This is a genomic window from Tenacibaculum amylolyticum, from assembly GCF_964511145.1.
Taxonomy (GTDB): Bacteria; Bacteroidota; Bacteroidia; order Flavobacteriales; family Flavobacteriaceae; genus Polaribacter; species Polaribacter amylolyticum.
On sequence record NZ_CAZEFZ010000063.1, the window covers coordinates 174221 to 190211 of the forward strand.

Sequence of the window (15991 nt, forward strand, 5' to 3'; positions counted from 1 at the left end):
TATTTTTGCAAGGCGATAGAAAGTTACTTCTATCGCCTTTTTTAAAGTTCATCATTTAATGATAAATAGAAGACATATTCGCCTAAAAGTAATGCAATCTGTATATGCAATGCAGCAATCTAATAATACAGATTTAATTAAGGAGGAGAAATTTTTGAAGTTCAGTATTCAAAAAATGTACGACCTGTATGTACTAAACCTTCAGTTATTAGTAGAAGTACAAAAGTTAGCTTCAAAAAAAATAGAGCTTTCTAAGAAAAAAATCTTAGCTACTAAAGAAGATTTAAATCCCAATACAAAGTTTGTCAATAATAGATTAATCAATCAAATTAAAGATAGCGTAAGTTTAGAAGGGTATCTTGAATTGAATAAGATAGATAATTGGGATATAGAAGAAGAGTATGTTAAAATTATCTGGGAAGAATTAAAAGCTAGTAAAATGTATCAAGACTATATGAATTCTCCTGAAGATTCATATCATGCAGATAGATTATTAGTAGTAAGCTTTTTCAAAGAACTCATTGCGCCTAATGAGAAGTTAGCAGATTATTACGAGGATGAAATGATTTCTTGGGTAGATGATATTCCTTTTGTTAATACGTGGATCGTTAAAACGTTAAATAAACAAAAAGAAAATAGTCCTTTCGTATTAGGTCAATTATACAAAGATGATGACGATAAAAAGTTTGTGACGCGTTTGTTTAACAAAGTAATGTTAAACCACCACAAATATGAAGATGATATTAGAGAAAAAACTCCAAACTGGGAAACAGATAGAATTGCTGATCTTGATATGATCTTAATAAAGATGGCAATTACAGAGTTTTTACATTTTTCTTCTATACCTAGTAGGGTTACCATTAATGAATATATTGAATTAGCAAAAGACTATTCAACAAATAAAAGTGGTTATTTTATCAACGGAGTTTTAGATAAACTTGCAAAAGATTATTTAGAAAACAATAAAATGGTTAAAATAGGTAGAGGTTTATTATAAAAATTTTAAATCTTTATTTTTGTAATACTTAAACAAATAAAAAAATGAGAAAAATAATTGGGATATTCGCTATCGCAGCTACTTTAGGTACTATCGTATCTTGCGGTAAAGGAAATGCAGCATCTAAAGTAAAGCAAGAAAACGTAGCAGAAGCACAACAAAGAGATAAGGAAATTAACTTGGGAGCTCCTGTGATTACTTTTGATAAAGAAGTATTCGACTTTGGTACTGTTGATGAAGGACATGTTGTTGAAACTTCTTTTAAAGTAACAAACTCAGGAAAGTCTGATTTAGTAATTACAGATGCTAAAGCTACTTGTGGTTGTACTGTACCAACTTGGCCAAAAGATCCTATTAAACCAGGAGAAACTGCAGAAGTAGTTGTTAAATTCAATACTTCAGGAAAACCAAACAAACAAAGTAAAACAGTAACATTAACAACAAATACTGCAAAAGGTCAGGAGCAAGTTAAAGTTACAGGAATGGTAACTCCAAAAAATAAAGCATCATAATGTTACACTTAATTTATTTACAAGCAAGTACAGATGGTTTAATGCAAATGTTACCATTTGTAGCAATGCTTGCTGTATTGTATTTTTTCATGATTCTACCACAAAGAAGAAGAATGAAAAAAGAAAAACAATTTAGATCAGATATTAAAAAAGGTTCTAAAGTGATTACTACAAGTGGAATTCATGGAAGAATTGTAGAGGTAAACGATACCAATAATACTGTAGTAATAGAAACAGGAGCAGGAAAAATTAGATTTGAAAGAGCTGCTATTTCTATGGAACTAACACAAAAAATAGCAGAGAAATAAATTCTTTGTAAGTATATAAACTAAAGTGAGCTTTTGCTCACTTTTTTGTTTTTAATTAGATTGCAATAAAAAAGTACTAGTTGAATAGGATAATTAACATACCGAGAATATTTTTTAGCTTTTTAATTATTTCTTTTTGTATGTGGTTTTTAATAAACCTTTCAAAAGAATATAAAACAGAGATAACCTTTAATGTACAATATGATAAGCTATCTCAAGAGAAAATATTTAAAGAAACTCCAATAGAGGAAATTACATTATTAGTACAAGGAAATGGTTTTAATTTATTTTCTGCAAATGTGTCTAATAAAAAGTTAGTACTATCGCTAAATAAATTAAAAAGGAAAAGAGATACACTATATTATCTATTACCAAATACTCAAAAATCGGCATTGCAAAATCAGTTAAAATCTGGTTTGGAATTAGTAGATATATTACAAGATACAATTCATTTTAACTTAGGAACGTTGAGTGTTAAAAAAGTACCTGTAAGATTTACAAACGCAATTAAGTTTAAACCAGGTTATGGTTTGGCAGCTACAGAATTAAAACCTGATAGTATTTTGGTGTCTGGTCCTGCATCTGAGATTAGCAAAATAAGTAGTTTGTCAACAGAAACGTTAAATATACAAGATGTTTCTGAAGATATTCAAACAGATATTGCTATTCAGCTACCAAATGATGGAAAAGGAATTAAATTGAGTAACAATAGTGTTGAGGCCAAAATTCTTGTAGATAAGTTTACAGAAGGAACCTTTGAAATACCGGTTAAACTTATTAATATTTCCAAAAAGTTAGATGTAAATATTTTCCCTAAAAAAGTAAAAGTTACATTTAAAGTAGGCTTAAAGAACTATAGTAAAATAACAGAAGATTCATTTGAGGTGTTATGCGACTATAAAGCGGCAAAAGAAAAAGGAGTTATGTATTTAACACCAATTGTAAAAAGCAGATCAAACTTAGTGTCTTCAGTAAGGGTTTCACCTCAAAAAATCGATTTTTTAATTCATAAATAATCCATATTGTATGTTAATAGGCGTAACAGGAGGAATTGGTAGTGGGAAAACTACAGTGGCTAATATGTTTGCTAATTTTGATAATGTTGCTATATATTTTGCCGATATAGAAGCAAAAAAATTAATGAATAACTCAGAAGTAATTAAAAACGAGTTAATCAAAGAGTTTTCTCAAGAAGTATACAAGGATGGTATTTTAAATAGACCATATTTAGCAGGAATTGTATTTAAAGACAAAGAAAAGCTAGGAAAACTAAATGCAATCGTGCATCCAGTTGTGTATCAACACTTACAAGACTTTGTTAAATCTCACGAGGACAAAGATTATATAATTTATGAAAATGCTATTCTATTTGAAAATGGAAGCGAAAAACTATGCGACAAAATTATTACAGTTACAGCACCAGAAGCAATTAGAGTAGAAAGAGTAGTAAAACGAGATCAAACAACTGAAAAAGAGGTGAAAAACAGAATTAAAAACCAATGGTCCGATGCGAAAAAAATGTTACAATCTCACTATGTAATTCATAATCTGTCTATTACATCTGTTACTGATGAAGTGAATAGAATTCATAATAATTTAACAAAAAGGTAGACTTCAGTTATCGATACTTTAACATAAATCTTAAATTTTTCTTAAAAACATAGTATCTTTGTTAATCTAAGTTAAAAGCATTTTAAGCTTTATGTTAAAAAAGTACCTTTGAATAATGGGAAGGAGAATTTTTATTCTGATTGTGGTGTTAATGAGTATTTCCTTAATAGGAATTATAGCAGTACAAGTATATTGGGTTAAGGATGCCGTTAAAAGTAGACAATTAGAGTTTGAAAACAATGTTACAATAGCTCTTGCAAGAACTTCTGAAAGAATTAAAGAAAGGGAATACAAAGAGTTTGTTGATAGACATCGAGAGTTCTTTGAAAAAAATAAATCGAGATCAACAGCTGAGATAAAAAACTATTTATTTCAACAAATAGATACTGTAAGCAAGCAAAAATTTACATTTGGAGCTACTATTTTAGAAGAAAATTTTAAAATACCAGTAGATTTCATAAGTAACGATACTGTAATTATTAAAAGATTTACAGGAAAAGAAGATTTTTCATCCACAACAATCTACAAAACAGAAGATAGTAAGTTAAATACTTTTACCGACGAGAATAGATTTTCGAGATACATGACTTACCCGAATTGGGAAAGAGAGCAAATCGAATATATGTTTAGTCAGAATGAACGACATATGCCTATTCATAAAAGGGTAAGTAGTAGAGAATTGGACAATACGCTAAGAGATGAGTTAGGAAAAATGAATATTCATCAGAAATTTAAATTTGGAGTGTATGAAGGAGGGCTTGCTACAGCTATTAAATCAGGTTATTTTAAAGTAGATGAGAATAATAGCTATTATTATCCACTATTTGAAGATGATAACGGCAATAGTAACTATAAGCTATATGTTTCCTTTCCAAATGAGAAAAAGAATCTTCTTTCTGGGATGATGAAAACATTAATTTTATCATTATTATTTATTGGAATAATTATTGCTGCATTCTCAACATCTCTATATCAATTAATCCGTCAGAAGAAAATATCGGAGATTAAAACCGATTTTATTAATAATATGACGCATGAGTTTAAAACCCCTATTGCAACTATAAATTTGGCTTTAGATGCTATAAAAAACCCAAAAATAATAAGCGATGAGGAAAAGGTAAAACGTTATGTAAAGATGATTAGAGATGAAAATAAACGAATGCATGGGCAGGTTGAGAACGTTTTAAGAATCTCTAAATTAGAAAAGAATCAAATAGAGATTAACAAGGAAGCTGTTGAAGCTCATGATATCATAGAAGAAGCAATAGATCATGTTAGTCTGTTAGTTTCAGATAAAAAAGGAGAAATACAAACACATTTTAGAGCTATCTCTTCTGAAGTACTTGGAAATCAATTCCATTTAACTAATGTAATTGTAAACATATTAGAAAATGCAATAAAGTACTCGGATAAATCCCCTAAAATTGATGTATATACAGAAAGTACAAATAAATACTTTATCTTTAAGATAAAAGATGAAGGAATTGGAATGAGTAAGAATGCTCAAAAGTATGTGTTCAATAAATTTTATAGAGAACATAAAGGAAATATTCACAATGTAAAAGGCCACGGTTTAGGTTTGGCATATGTGAAGGAAATTGTAGACAATCATCACGGAACAGTATATGTGGAAAGTGAAAAAGGCAAAGGAAGTATGTTTACAGTGAAATTACCATTAATATAAATTTGAAGGGAACAATGGGAACAAGAAAAATTCTATTAGTTGAAGACGATCCAAATTTTGGAACAGTCTTAAAAGATTATTTAGCATTAAATGATTACAATGTAACACATGCTAAAGACGGAATCGAAGGTTTAATTATGTTTAAAAATTCAGAGTATGATCTTTGTATTTTAGATGTAATGATGCCAAGAAAAGATGGCTTTTCTTTAGCCGAAGACATTAGGACTACCAATAAGGAAGTGCCTATTATTTTTTTAACAGCAAAAACAATGAAGGAAGATGTATTAAGAGGTTATCAAGTGGGGGCTGATGATTATCTTAACAAACCTTTCGATTCAGAAGTACTGTTACACAAAATCAAAGCAATTTTACAACGTAAAGAAACTGAAAAGTCTAAGGATGATGATCAGTTTGAATTTACAATTGGAAAATTTGCATTTAATTCTAAATTGAGACACCTTTCATTTAATGGAGATGATCCTCAAAAATTATCACCAAAAGAAAGTAAGCTATTAAGAATGTTGGCAATTCATAAAAATGATTTAATGCCAAGAGAATTAGCACTTACTAAAATATGGAGAGATGATAATTACTTTACATCTAGAAGTATGGATGTATATATAGCTAAGCTTAGAAAATATTTAAAATTAGACGAAACAGTTGAAATTTTAAATATTCACGGTGAAGGTTTCAGGCTTATAGAGAATGAAGCATAACTACTAAAAAATATTTAAAAACTTCCAACACTACCAAGTTGGAAGTTTTTTATTTTTGATAAAAATAGTTACTTAATATGGCGCAATTTGTAAAAATATATAACGAGAATCCCAATCCGAAAGAGATTGATAAGGTTGTAAAAGTATTACAAAAAGGAGGAATTGTAATTTATCCTACAGATACAGTATATGGTTTAGGTTGCGATATTACAAACCAAAAAGCCATGGAAAAAGTAGCTAAAATTAAAGGTATAAAGCTAGAGAAGGCTAATTTCTCTTTTGTGTGTAATGATTTGAGTCACTTATCAGATTATGTAAAGCAAATAGAAACACCTGTATATAAAATATTAAAGAGAGCTTTACCAGGACCGTATACATTTGTATTACCTGGAAGTAATAGTTTGCCTAGAATATTTAAAAAAAGAAAGACAGTTGGAATTCGTGTACCAGATAACAATATTGCGAGAGCCATAGTAGAACAATTAGGAAATCCAATTGTATCTACTTCAATACACGATGAAGACGAAGTAATTGAATACACTACAGATCCTGAACTAATTTTCGAAAAGTGGCAACATATTGTAGATATCGTTATAGATGGTGGTTATGGAGATAATCACGCTTCTACAGTCATAGATTTAACAGAAGACGAGCCAGTAATAATTAGAGAAGGTAAAGGTAGTTTAGATGTTTTATAGTTTATTACAAAAGTTCCCTAACGATTCAGGACCAATTTATCAGGAAACTATAGAAGGTAGATTACCTGTAGAACCGTTTAATACGTTTAGTAACTTAATTTTCATTCTCATCTTAATTTATTTTGGTAGAAAAATTGCCAAATATCCAAAACAACATCCTTTTTTCTTATTCGCAATCCCTGTAATTTTTATCAGCTGGATTGGAGGAACCATGTTTCATGGTACACGTAGCCATCAATTTTGGTTGTATTTAGATTGGATGCCCATCATGTTAGTTTGTTTAGGAGGAATCGTTTATTTTATTGGAAAGATTGAGAAAATATGGTGGAAACGAATACTGATTTTCTTGGGTCTATTATTTTTATCATTTATTCCTAGATTATTACCAGTACCAAAAGCATATAGAATTTCGTTTGGGTATTTTATTACTGCCATTACAGTTGTAACACCATTTCTTGTATATGCATACAAGACAAAATGGAAATATGCTCAATATATTTTTATAGGTTTTTTCATTTTTGGAGTTGCTGTTACATTTAGAACATTAGATAATATAGTTGTATTATTACCTATGGGTACGCACTGGCTATGGCATACTTTTGGAGGAGTTGCGGTATTTTTCTTATTATACTATATTTATATAGATAGAGAAGCAATCTTAGATGAAAAGTAAACCTCGAATATCTAGACTTACAGCAATTCTTACGCACTTACAATCTAAAAGAATTGTAACGGCTACTGAATTAGCAGCGAAATACGATGTAAGTATCCGAACAATTTACAGAGACATTAGAACTTTAGAAGCTTCAGGAATTCCGATTTTTACTGAAGAAGGAAAGGGATATTCGTTAATGGAAGGGTATCATTTACCGCCAGTAATGTTTTCTGAAGAAGAAGCAAACGCATTGATTACGGCAGAGCATTTAATTAAAAGAAATAAAGATCAATCACTTGTAGAGAATTACCAGAGTGCTATTACAAAGATAAAATCTGTTTTTAGAGGAGTGCAAAAGAAAAAATCAGAATTACTTTCAGAAAGAATTGCATTCAGATACAATCCACAAAATGAAATAACGAGTGCTAATCTAGCAAAAATCCAATCTGCAATAACGAGTTTTCAACTAGTACAAATAACTTATAACTCTTTAGGAGGTGAGCATACCAAGAGAATTATAGAACCTTTTGCATTATATAGCACTAATGAAAATTGGTTATTGGTTGCTTATTGTAGATTAAGAAAGAGTTTCAGAGTTTTCCGTATCGACTTAATTGAAAGTATTACACTCTTACACGAAAAATTTCCTCCTCATGAAATGACTCTGCAAGAGTACTTTGAAAAATGTATTAAAAATTTTTCTCCCACCCCTGACAAACCTATGGCATAGGCTGCATATAATTTTGTGTTGTAATTAAAAATAAACTACGATGAAAACAACACGAATGAATACTTTTAACGTCATTGGAATTAAAGTAAGAACTACAAATAAAGACATGCAAGCAGCAAAGGATATTCCTGCTTTATGGGAAGAATTTATGTCGAAGAATCTAAGAGAAAAAATTCCAAATAAACATAATAACGATGTGTATGCAATTTATACAAACTATGAAAGTGATTATACTGGTGCTTATGACATGATTATAGGTTGCAAAGTAACTTCGTTAAATGATATTCCAACAGACATGACAGGAGTGGTTATTCCAGAATGTACTTATCAAGAATTTATAGCAAAAGGTAAGTTAAACGATAATATTGTTTATAATAAATGGATGGAAATTTGGCAAACGAATCTGAATAGAGAATATAAAGCAGATTTTGAAATATATTCAGAAAATGTAGTGCCCACTATAAATACAGAAGTACCAATTTATATATCTATACAATAAAAAAAGCCCTATTATGGGCTTTTTTATTTTAATATAAACTTTAATAAGATATGGTAATATCTTTATCGTTTTTGAATTTACCAGTAATAAGCCAGCCGCCAAAATCTTCAGAAACAGCCATGAGTAAAGTGTTTTTCCCTTTTTTTAGAGGTAAATAAACAGCATCAAATAAACCAACAGTACCTAAATAACGATAATCTCTAGATCTCCATTTATTTGTTCCTTTATAAATTGGTTTGCCATTTAAAATTACTACAACCCGATCGCTATATCCATATTCAAATAATTTAGTTTGTTTTTTGGTAGAATGTATGTCAATTTTAGCAAAAACGGTATTGCCTTTTTTCCTATTGAGTTTTACCTTTCTTGAAATATTAGCAGCAGTACCTTCCTCAACAGCAATTGTACCAAGCCACTTTCTTGAATTAAGAGTTTTTTGTAGATTGTTTATATCAGTCAATTGCTTTTCATCAAAAGCAGTAGAAATATTCCATTTCGGAATTAAATTCACAATAGCTTTTCTTGTTTTAGGTGAGAAATTTATGATTTCAGTTTGACTAGGATTTATTTTAACATTGGCAATGTGCATACCATTAAAACGACCTCCTCTAAACGCTACAATACCTTCCTTAGGTTTATGAAACAAATTCCAAGATAGATTAGGTTCTTTATTACCATCTAAAAACACTTGAGCTTTATCATCTTTTACAACTATTTTTACATGTGTCCAATCATCAAATTTATAATTATAAGGGAATGAATATTTTTCTCCAAAATAGAGCTGCCATGCAGAAATCCCTTTTGTTGTTGGAGCAGCCTGATTAGCGTCTGGCTTCCCTGATAAATGAGGTCTCATATACCATTGTTCAGAATCGAGATCTTTAGTGCCTCGGAAATATACTCCAGGAAAAGCTTGCTCTTCTTTCAAAAATATATCAAACTCAATTGTTCCATTTAAAAAGATTTTATTTTTTAGAGTCATTGCACCCGCTTGAATATAGATAGCATTTTTTCCTTTATAATTTTCAATTAAATAAGACTTAGCTTGTATATCCCAATTAATAGTATCTAAAGGAATGGTATTTTGAGCGTTTCCGATATATGCGATGCATAATAAGCTGATAAATAATCGTAAAGTCATGATTAAGATGTTTAAGTGAGTGTCAAAAATCTATAAATCTGTCTATCAGTAGAAAACAAAGATGTTCAAGTTGATTCATAGTTGTTCAAACAATAAATTTTAATGATTTTTGTACTAATGAAGGCTTATAAAGAATATAATGAAGTACAAAAATGTTTACGCTTAATAGAAAAAAAATTAAGCTGGGGAGATGCTGAGAAATGGCACAATAATGTTTTTATCGAACTAAGCGAAAGAATACAAGAAGAGACAAAAGTATTACTGAGTCCTACAACATTAAAAAGAGTGTGGGGAAGGGTAAATTACAATAGTGCCCCTAGTATAAGTACTTTAAATGCTTTAGCACAATTTGCAGGTTTTCTAAATTGGAGAGACTTTAAAAACACCGCTGGAAGTTTCAAAATAAAAAGCTATAAAGAAGTTTTTTCATCGAATTTTCGAGTAATAATGTTTTCTGCTTTTATAATAGCCTTATTATTCTTTTCAATACTTTCTATGTCTAATAATAGAAGCATTGAAAAACCTAATTATTCAAATGTTATATTCAAAAGCCAACCAATAACTGAAGGACTACCTAATTCTGTCGTTTTTAATTTTGATTTAAAAGGCATTACATCTGAAAATATTTTAATTCAACAATTTTGGGATCCAAGCAAAAAAATTGAAATACAGAAAAGCCAAAAACAAGCTACTGGACAATATTATTATCCAGGTTATTTTAGAGCAAAGTTGTTAGTTGATGGTGAAATTATACGAGAACATGATTTATTTATTAAATCAAATGGATGGTTAGGTACTATTGATTATGAACCTGTTCCTAAATATTTCAAAGAAGAGGAAATAAAAAAAGAAAATACATTATCATTTTCAGAAGATGTTATAAAAGAGATAATAGAAAAAGAAAAACCAATTAGTTCTACTTTTCATTATGTAAATGATTTAGATCCAATTTCTGGAGATAATTTTGAGTTGACTGCTGATTTGAAAAGTTTATTTACAGAGAAATGGAGTACATGTCAAAAAACTATCGTGGTTATTATAGGAACTAAAAGTGCTATTTTAATTCCATTTTCTATTCCAGGATGTATTTCTGAAATAGGTTTAATGTTAAGTGAGAAATATTTAGATGGAAAGAAAAATGATTTATCTGCTTTTGGAGTAAATCTATCTAACTTCAATAATATTAAGTTAAAAGTAGAAAACAAAGAACTACAAGTGTATATAAATGAAAAACAGACTTATATGGACTCATTCATTGAGCCTATTGGGAATGTAGTAGGAGTACGATTCAAGTTTTATGGAGTAGGAGAAGTGAAAAATCTAATTTTAAAAGATCTTAAAGAAGAACACTTTTTAGGTATTTGATTATTTAAGATTTTTAAACTTAGTTCTGCCTAAAATAAAATATTGCCAAGCTATAAATTTATGAATACTGTAATGTTCTTTACGTTGTAGCTTTCTTCGTTTTTTTATAAATCGGAAAAAATTTTTATAAAAACTAAGATGTGCTTTTACGATAGACCAAGTATGTATAGGGCGTAATTCTAAAGCAAATTTAACACCAGCAACACCGTCTAAAATAAGCCTGCTTAAAATGGTAAACACTACATATTTTCTTGGAATATTTTTAAGAATAGTAAGTAAACTATTTCTAAAATTTAAGTAGGTTTTATGCGGGTTAGATTCCTGTAAAGTTGCTCCTCCAACATGATACACTGTAGAAGCTCCCACATATTTTACAGTATAACCTTCATTATGTGTTCGCCAACATAGGTCTATTTCTTCCTGATGTGCAAAATAATCCTCATCAAAACCACCTAAACGATGAAAAACAGTACTTCTTATAAAAAAACATGCGCCAGAAGCCCAGAAAATATTTGAAGTATCATTAAACTGACCTTCATCTGTTTCTAAATGATTAAAAACACGTCCTCTACAATAAGGATACCCTAAAGAGTCTACAAAACCACCACCAGCGCCAGCATATTCAAATTTAGACTTGTCTTTAAAATCTAATAATTTAGGTTGAATGATAGCTGTGTTTGGTTCTTCATTAAAAATAGAAAGAATAGGAGGAAGCCAATTCTCAGTAACTTCAATATCAGAATTAATTAAGCAGTAAATATCAGCTTCTATATGCTGTAAAGCATCGTTATACCCTTTTGCATAGCCACCATTTTCTGAATTAATCACTATATGAACACTAGGAAAATGCTCTTTTACAAAGGCAATAGAGTTATCAGTTGAAGCATTATCAGCTACATAAACTTCAGCTTGTCCAGCGCTAAAGTTTACAATAGAGGGTAAAAACTGTTCTAATAATTGCTCCCCGTTCCAGTTTAATATGACTACTGCAGTTTTCAAGTCAGCAAACATACATTATTAATATGATTTTAAAATGTAAAGATTTATTAATTTTTAGATAGAATATTTTAGTATAAAAATATTTTATGATTATCATAAAAAAAATTTGAATATAAAATTCATACAGTTACATTTGTTTTTTATTTTAAAACAGTCTAAATAAAGTTAAATGAAAAATTTATTCAAAATACTATTAGTAGTTCTAGTTGGTTTTGCTTTTAAATCGTGTTCAGATGACACAGATAATACAGCAAACACCTTAGAGCAAGCAAAAACAGATTTTGTAGCAAACTATGTTAATATAGTTGAAGCAAGTTACAGTGACGCTTTAGAGAGAACCAATGAGTTAAAAACTGCAATTGATGCATTCGTTGCAACACCTACACAAGCTAGTTTTGATGCTGCTAAAACAGCTTGGTTAGCAGCTAGAGAGCCTTATGGGCAAACTGAAGCATATCGTTTTTACGACGGACCAATCGATGGTGATGATGGTGAACCAGAAGGATATATCAATGCGTGGCCATTAGATGAAGCATTAATTGATTATGTGGCTACTGGTACAGGAGGAGAAGACACTTCTGATAATAGACAGAATATTGTGAATAACACAGCAGAATATCCGACATTAACTAAAGCAGTTATCAAAGAAATCTCTGGTTATAATGATAACGAGTCGAATGTTACTTTAGGTTATCATGCAATTGAGTTTTTATTATGGGGACAGGATAGTACAGATCCTTCAGCTAAAATGGCAGGACAAAGACCTTATACAGATTATACTACTGCAGCTAATGCAGATAGGAGAGGTCAATATTTACAAATTGCAACAGAAATTTTAGTAGAAGATTTAAAATCAGTAGCAGATCAGTGGAAATCTGGAGCTGCATACAGAAATTTCTTTTTAGGTTTAAGTAAAGATGATGCAATCGATAAAATCTTAACTGGAGCTGCTAAATTAAGTAAAGGAGAATTAGCAGGAGAAAGAATGGCAACTGCTGTTGAAAACCAAAATCAAGAAGATGAGCATTCATGTTTTTCAGATAATACTCATAGAGATGTTTTCTTAAATGCAAAGTCTATTAATAATATTATAAATGGAACTTATGTGCGTACTGGTGGAACTGTAGTATCAGGAACTTCTTTATTAGATGTTTTAGCATTAGTAAATGCAACTGAAGCTACAGCTTTAACAGCTACAGCAGCAGAAGTAATGACCAAAGTACAGGCTATTTCAGATGCAAAATCTTTTGATAATTTAATTATTGGAGAGACAATAGACGATCCAACAAAACCAGTAATGTCTGCAGTTATTTCTTTAAGAAAGCAAGGAGATGAATTAGCGCAAGCTGGAAAAACAATTACTGGAAAAACAATTGATCCTAGTGTATAGTTTTACACGAAGACTTTAGTCTTATACAGTAAATTCTAACAAAAAATCACTAACCAAACTATCTATATTTTTAGGTAGTTTGGTTTATTTGGTAAATGAAATGATGATGAAAAAAGTATATTATTTAATATGTATACTATTTATTATAGGGTGTTCTAATGAAGAGCCGTATATACCTGTAGGTGAAACCTACGAAGAAGGAGAAGAGTTATCAGCAGGTAGACTTACAACTAGAATTTTAGGATCTAATGCATTTGATCAAGCAGTTCCAGGATTACCTCAACAACAAGATTTATTGTTTTTCGCAGGAAATTCATTGTTCAGACAAAATTGGGTAAGTGCTCCAGCTTCAACAACAGCTAGAGATGGATTGGGACCTACTTTTAATGCGCGTGCATGTAGTGCTTGTCATAATAAAGATGGACGTGGATTACCTTTGGAAGAAGGACAACAATTTTCTCAAGGTTTTTTAATGCGAATTAGTGTACCAGGTACAGGAGTTCATGGAGAACCACTACCTGTACCAGGATATGGAGATCAAATCCAAGAAAGAGCTAATTTAGGAATACCTATAGAAGCTAAGGTAAGTGTTAGGTATGAAACGATTCAGGGAAGTTTTGAAGATGGAGAAACATATGAGCTTACAAAGCCTATTTATACCATTTTTGATGAGCAGTTTGGTTCTTTACAAAATGTATTAACGTCACCAAGAGTTGGACAACAAGTAATAGGTTTAGGCTTAATAGATGCAATATCTGTTCAAGATATTTTAATAAATGCTGATGAGTTTGATGCAGACAATGATGGTATATCAGGAAAACCTAATTACGTGTGGAATGTAGTAAGCAATCAAGAAGAACTAGGAAGGTTTGGATGGAAAGCAAATCAACCAAATTTAAGACAACAGGTAGCAGGAGCTTTTATAGGAGATATGGGATTAACAACGTCTATATTTCCTGATGAAAATTGTCCATCACCTCAAAGCGATTGTAATGATGCTCCTAATGGAGGTTTACCAGAAGTAGAAGATAGATCTCTAGATAATATTATGATTTATTCTACTTCTTTATCAGTACCAATTCGAAGAAATTTTGAAGATCCTGAAGTATTAAAAGGAAAAAGAATATTTAGAGATTTAAAATGTAATAGTTGCCACATAGAATCATTTACAACCTCAAGTTATTCATTTAATGAAACATTAGAAGGTGTTACAATTCGACCATTTTCTGATTTCTTATTGCATGATATGGGAGAAGATTTAGCAGACAATAGACCTGATTTTAAAGCAACAGGACGCGAATGGAGAACTCAGCCTTTATGGGGAATAGGTTTATTCCAAGAAGTAAACCAACATACCTTCTTATTGCACGACGGAAGAGCAAGAAATGTACAAGAAGCAATATTATGGCATGGAGGAGAAGCAGTAGCTTCTAAAGAAGCATATAAAAAATTAATTAAAGAAGATAGAGAAGCAGTTATAGCTTTTATTAATTCATTATAAAATGAGAAAAATTATAGTAATGCTTACAGTAATAGCCATTGTCTTTGCTTGTAGTAACGACAGTGAGTCTAGAAGTGAAGCAACATTTGATGTTGCAAAACTACGTTCAGAGTTTATAAGTGAAATAGAAACTCCAGCAACAACAGCATTTGTAAATAGTGTTACAGATTTAAATACAGCCATTGTAGCTTTTTATAATACTACTTCGCAAACTAATTTAGAAAGTTTAAGAACACAATGGAAGCAAACAGCAAAAGCATTTGCTTTTATTGAAATTATGGATTTCGGAGAAATTCAATCATCATTAATCATGTCATCATTTTATACATGGGGAGCTAACGAAACTGCGATTAATGATTATATAGCCTCTACAAATCCAATTACAGAAACTACAATTAATGCAAGATCTACAAATACAAGAGGATTAAGTGCAATCGAGTTTTTATTATTCGAAAATGCTATTACAGAAACCTTGAATGATTTCAGTAATACAAGAAGAAAAGAATATTTAAAAGTATTAGGAGAAAATTTAGTAAAAAAAGCGCAAATATTAAATAGTGCTTGGGCCAGTTATAGGTCAACTTTTATCAATAATAGTAGTACTGGAATCAATGGGAGTGTAAATATGTTGGTGAATCAAATAAATGTATTATTAGAAAATGTAAAACGTTTTAAAATTGGTGAACCAGCTGGTTTTCAGAGTACAAGTACTATTAATACAATAGCTTTACAAGCAGAAAAAAGTGAATTTTCATTAAATTTAATTAAAGAAAATATTGCCGCAGTTAAAAGTATTTACTTCGGTACTGCTAATAGCTTAGATAATTATGTGAGTGCTGTAACAAATTCTAACGAAATAAATGATAAAATCTTAGGAGTTATTAATGCTATTGAGGGAGATATAGCAACGCTAGAAAATACATCATTAAGCAATGCTATCACTTTTAATATAAGTGGAGTAACTAAATTATATGAAAGTATAAATGTATTAATTGTACTTGTTAAAGTAGACGTTGCAAGTGCTCTTTCTGTAACAATTACTTTTACAGATAATGATGGAGACTAAAATGTTCTAGGTATAAGATTATATATACGATCAAAAGAATATTGTAAGCTCTTTATTGTAATTATATAAAGGGCTTGCAAATGTTTTTGTAAAAGTGTATTGTTTCAGTTAAATACATT

Annotated in this window: 17 protein-coding genes; 15 read left to right on the plus strand and 2 right to left on the minus strand. The window is 30.2% G+C overall.

The window, feature by feature from the left end; genetic code table 11:
• Window positions 1-58: 58 nt before the first annotated feature.
• From nusB to ACKTTC_RS13950, 11 genes are all read left to right on the plus strand, one after another.
• On the plus strand, window positions 59-997 hold the full coding sequence (gene nusB / locus ACKTTC_RS13900; RefSeq protein ID WP_408040442.1) for a transcription antitermination factor NusB: 939 nt from the start codon (window positions 59-61) through the stop codon (window positions 995-997).
• A gap of 44 nt (window positions 998-1041) precedes the next feature.
• Window positions 1042-1509: a DUF1573 domain-containing protein gene (locus tag ACKTTC_RS13905; protein ID WP_408040443.1), complete on the plus strand. Its 468-nt coding sequence runs from the start codon at window positions 1042-1044 to the stop codon at window positions 1507-1509.
• A complete protein-coding gene (gene yajC, locus ACKTTC_RS13910) occupies window positions 1509-1817 on the plus strand; it encodes a preprotein translocase subunit YajC (RefSeq protein WP_408040444.1) in 309 nt (102 codons plus the stop codon). Before ACKTTC_RS13905 ends, yajC begins: the two co-directional genes overlap by 1 nt.
• A gap of 140 nt (window positions 1818-1957) precedes the next feature.
• Window positions 1958-2833 carry a CdaR family protein gene (locus ACKTTC_RS13915; protein WP_408040445.1) on the plus strand — a complete coding sequence of 292 codons (876 nt, stop codon included), beginning with the start codon at window positions 1958-1960 and terminating at the stop codon, window positions 2831-2833.
• Between the two features lie 10 nt (window positions 2834-2843).
• Window positions 2844-3428 (plus strand): dephospho-CoA kinase, encoded by a 585-nt coding sequence (gene coaE / locus ACKTTC_RS13920; RefSeq protein WP_408040446.1) that lies wholly within the window; start codon window positions 2844-2846, stop codon window positions 3426-3428.
• Between the two features lie 115 nt (window positions 3429-3543).
• Window positions 3544-5112 carry a sensor histidine kinase gene (locus ACKTTC_RS13925; RefSeq protein WP_408040447.1) on the plus strand — a complete coding sequence of 523 codons (1569 nt, stop codon included), beginning with the start codon at window positions 3544-3546 and terminating at the stop codon, window positions 5110-5112.
• A gap of 14 nt (window positions 5113-5126) precedes the next feature.
• Window positions 5127-5828 (plus strand): response regulator transcription factor, encoded by a 702-nt coding sequence (locus tag ACKTTC_RS13930; RefSeq protein ID WP_408040448.1) that lies wholly within the window; start codon window positions 5127-5129, stop codon window positions 5826-5828.
• A 77-nt stretch (window positions 5829-5905) separates the two neighbouring features.
• Window positions 5906-6526 (plus strand): L-threonylcarbamoyladenylate synthase, encoded by a 621-nt coding sequence (locus tag ACKTTC_RS13935; protein WP_408040449.1) that lies wholly within the window; start codon window positions 5906-5908, stop codon window positions 6524-6526.
• On the plus strand, window positions 6516-7199 hold the full coding sequence (locus ACKTTC_RS13940; protein ID WP_408040450.1) for a hypothetical protein: 684 nt from the start codon (window positions 6516-6518) through the stop codon (window positions 7197-7199). The genes ACKTTC_RS13935 and ACKTTC_RS13940 overlap by 11 nt, the downstream gene beginning before the upstream one ends.
• Window positions 7189-7911 (plus strand): helix-turn-helix transcriptional regulator, encoded by a 723-nt coding sequence (locus ACKTTC_RS13945; protein ID WP_408040451.1) that lies wholly within the window; start codon window positions 7189-7191, stop codon window positions 7909-7911. Before ACKTTC_RS13940 ends, ACKTTC_RS13945 begins: the two co-directional genes overlap by 11 nt.
• A gap of 40 nt (window positions 7912-7951) precedes the next feature.
• Window positions 7952-8410 (plus strand): GyrI-like domain-containing protein, encoded by a 459-nt coding sequence (locus ACKTTC_RS13950; RefSeq protein WP_408040452.1) that lies wholly within the window; start codon window positions 7952-7954, stop codon window positions 8408-8410.
• A 40-nt stretch (window positions 8411-8450) separates the two neighbouring features.
• On the opposite strand, the gene ACKTTC_RS13955 is transcribed toward ACKTTC_RS13950, so the two are convergent.
• Window positions 8451-9551, minus strand: coding sequence for a hypothetical protein (locus tag ACKTTC_RS13955; protein WP_408040453.1), 1101 nt, complete (start codon window positions 9549-9551; stop codon window positions 8451-8453).
• 102 nt (window positions 9552-9653) lie between these two features.
• On the opposite strand from ACKTTC_RS13955, the gene ACKTTC_RS13960 reads away from it, so the two are divergent.
• Complete coding sequence (locus ACKTTC_RS13960) at window positions 9654-10916, plus strand: hypothetical protein (protein ID WP_408040454.1); 1263 nt, start codon at window positions 9654-9656, stop codon at window positions 10914-10916.
• Here the strand turns inward: ACKTTC_RS13960 and ACKTTC_RS13965 are convergent, their stop codons facing one another.
• On the minus strand, window positions 10917-11927 hold the full coding sequence (locus tag ACKTTC_RS13965; protein WP_408040455.1) for a glycosyltransferase family 2 protein: 1011 nt from the start codon (window positions 11925-11927) through the stop codon (window positions 10917-10919).
• 157 nt (window positions 11928-12084) lie between these two features.
• Between ACKTTC_RS13965 and ACKTTC_RS13970 the strand changes: the two genes are divergently transcribed.
• The 3 genes from ACKTTC_RS13970 (at window position 12085) to ACKTTC_RS13980 (ending at window position 15872) form a co-directional block, all read left to right on the plus strand.
• On the plus strand, window positions 12085-13305 hold the full coding sequence (locus tag ACKTTC_RS13970; RefSeq protein ID WP_408040456.1) for an imelysin family protein: 1221 nt from the start codon (window positions 12085-12087) through the stop codon (window positions 13303-13305).
• 106 nt (window positions 13306-13411) lie between these two features.
• Window positions 13412-14806: a di-heme oxidoreductase family protein gene (locus ACKTTC_RS13975; RefSeq protein WP_408040457.1), complete on the plus strand. Its 1395-nt coding sequence runs from the start codon at window positions 13412-13414 to the stop codon at window positions 14804-14806.
• A gap of 1 nt (window position 14807) precedes the next feature.
• Window positions 14808-15872: an imelysin family protein gene (locus tag ACKTTC_RS13980; protein ID WP_408040458.1), complete on the plus strand. Its 1065-nt coding sequence runs from the start codon at window positions 14808-14810 to the stop codon at window positions 15870-15872.
• Window positions 15873-15991 lie beyond the last annotated feature (119 nt).

Excerpts from the sequence above, each read along its gene's own strand:
- ACKTTC_RS13980 (WP_408040458.1), top strand. The coding sequence starts at position 14,808 with ATGAGAAAAATTATAGTAATGCTTACAGTAATAGCCATTGTCTTTGCT.
- ACKTTC_RS13960 (WP_408040454.1), top strand. The coding sequence starts at position 9,654 with ATGATTTTTGTACTAATGAAGGCTTATAAAGAATATAATGAAGTACAA.
- ACKTTC_RS13945 (WP_408040451.1), top strand. The coding sequence starts at position 7,189 with ATGAAAAGTAAACCTCGAATATCTAGACTTACAGCAATTCTTACGCAC.
- ACKTTC_RS13975 (WP_408040457.1), top strand. The coding sequence starts at position 13,412 with ATGAAAAAAGTATATTATTTAATATGTATACTATTTATTATAGGGTGT.
- yajC (WP_408040444.1), top strand. The coding sequence starts at position 1,509 with ATGTTACACTTAATTTATTTACAAGCAAGTACAGATGGTTTAATGCAA.
- ACKTTC_RS13965 (WP_408040455.1), bottom strand. The coding sequence starts at position 11,927 with ATGTTTGCTGACTTGAAAACTGCAGTAGTCATATTAAACTGGAACGGG.
- ACKTTC_RS13905 (WP_408040443.1), top strand. The coding sequence starts at position 1,042 with ATGAGAAAAATAATTGGGATATTCGCTATCGCAGCTACTTTAGGTACT.
- ACKTTC_RS13940 (WP_408040450.1), top strand. The coding sequence starts at position 6,516 with ATGTTTTATAGTTTATTACAAAAGTTCCCTAACGATTCAGGACCAATT.
- ACKTTC_RS13970 (WP_408040456.1), top strand. The coding sequence starts at position 12,085 with ATGAAAAATTTATTCAAAATACTATTAGTAGTTCTAGTTGGTTTTGCT.
- ACKTTC_RS13955 (WP_408040453.1), bottom strand. The coding sequence starts at position 9,551 with ATGACTTTACGATTATTTATCAGCTTATTATGCATCGCATATATCGGA.
- coaE (WP_408040446.1), top strand. The coding sequence starts at position 2,844 with ATGTTAATAGGCGTAACAGGAGGAATTGGTAGTGGGAAAACTACAGTG.
- nusB (WP_408040442.1), top strand. The coding sequence starts at position 59 with ATGATAAATAGAAGACATATTCGCCTAAAAGTAATGCAATCTGTATAT.
- ACKTTC_RS13925 (WP_408040447.1), top strand. The coding sequence starts at position 3,544 with ATGGGAAGGAGAATTTTTATTCTGATTGTGGTGTTAATGAGTATTTCC.
- ACKTTC_RS13915 (WP_408040445.1), top strand. The coding sequence starts at position 1,958 with ATGTGGTTTTTAATAAACCTTTCAAAAGAATATAAAACAGAGATAACC.
- ACKTTC_RS13950 (WP_408040452.1), top strand. The coding sequence starts at position 7,952 with ATGAAAACAACACGAATGAATACTTTTAACGTCATTGGAATTAAAGTA.
- ACKTTC_RS13935 (WP_408040449.1), top strand. The coding sequence starts at position 5,906 with ATGGCGCAATTTGTAAAAATATATAACGAGAATCCCAATCCGAAAGAG.
- ACKTTC_RS13930 (WP_408040448.1), top strand. The coding sequence starts at position 5,127 with ATGGGAACAAGAAAAATTCTATTAGTTGAAGACGATCCAAATTTTGGA.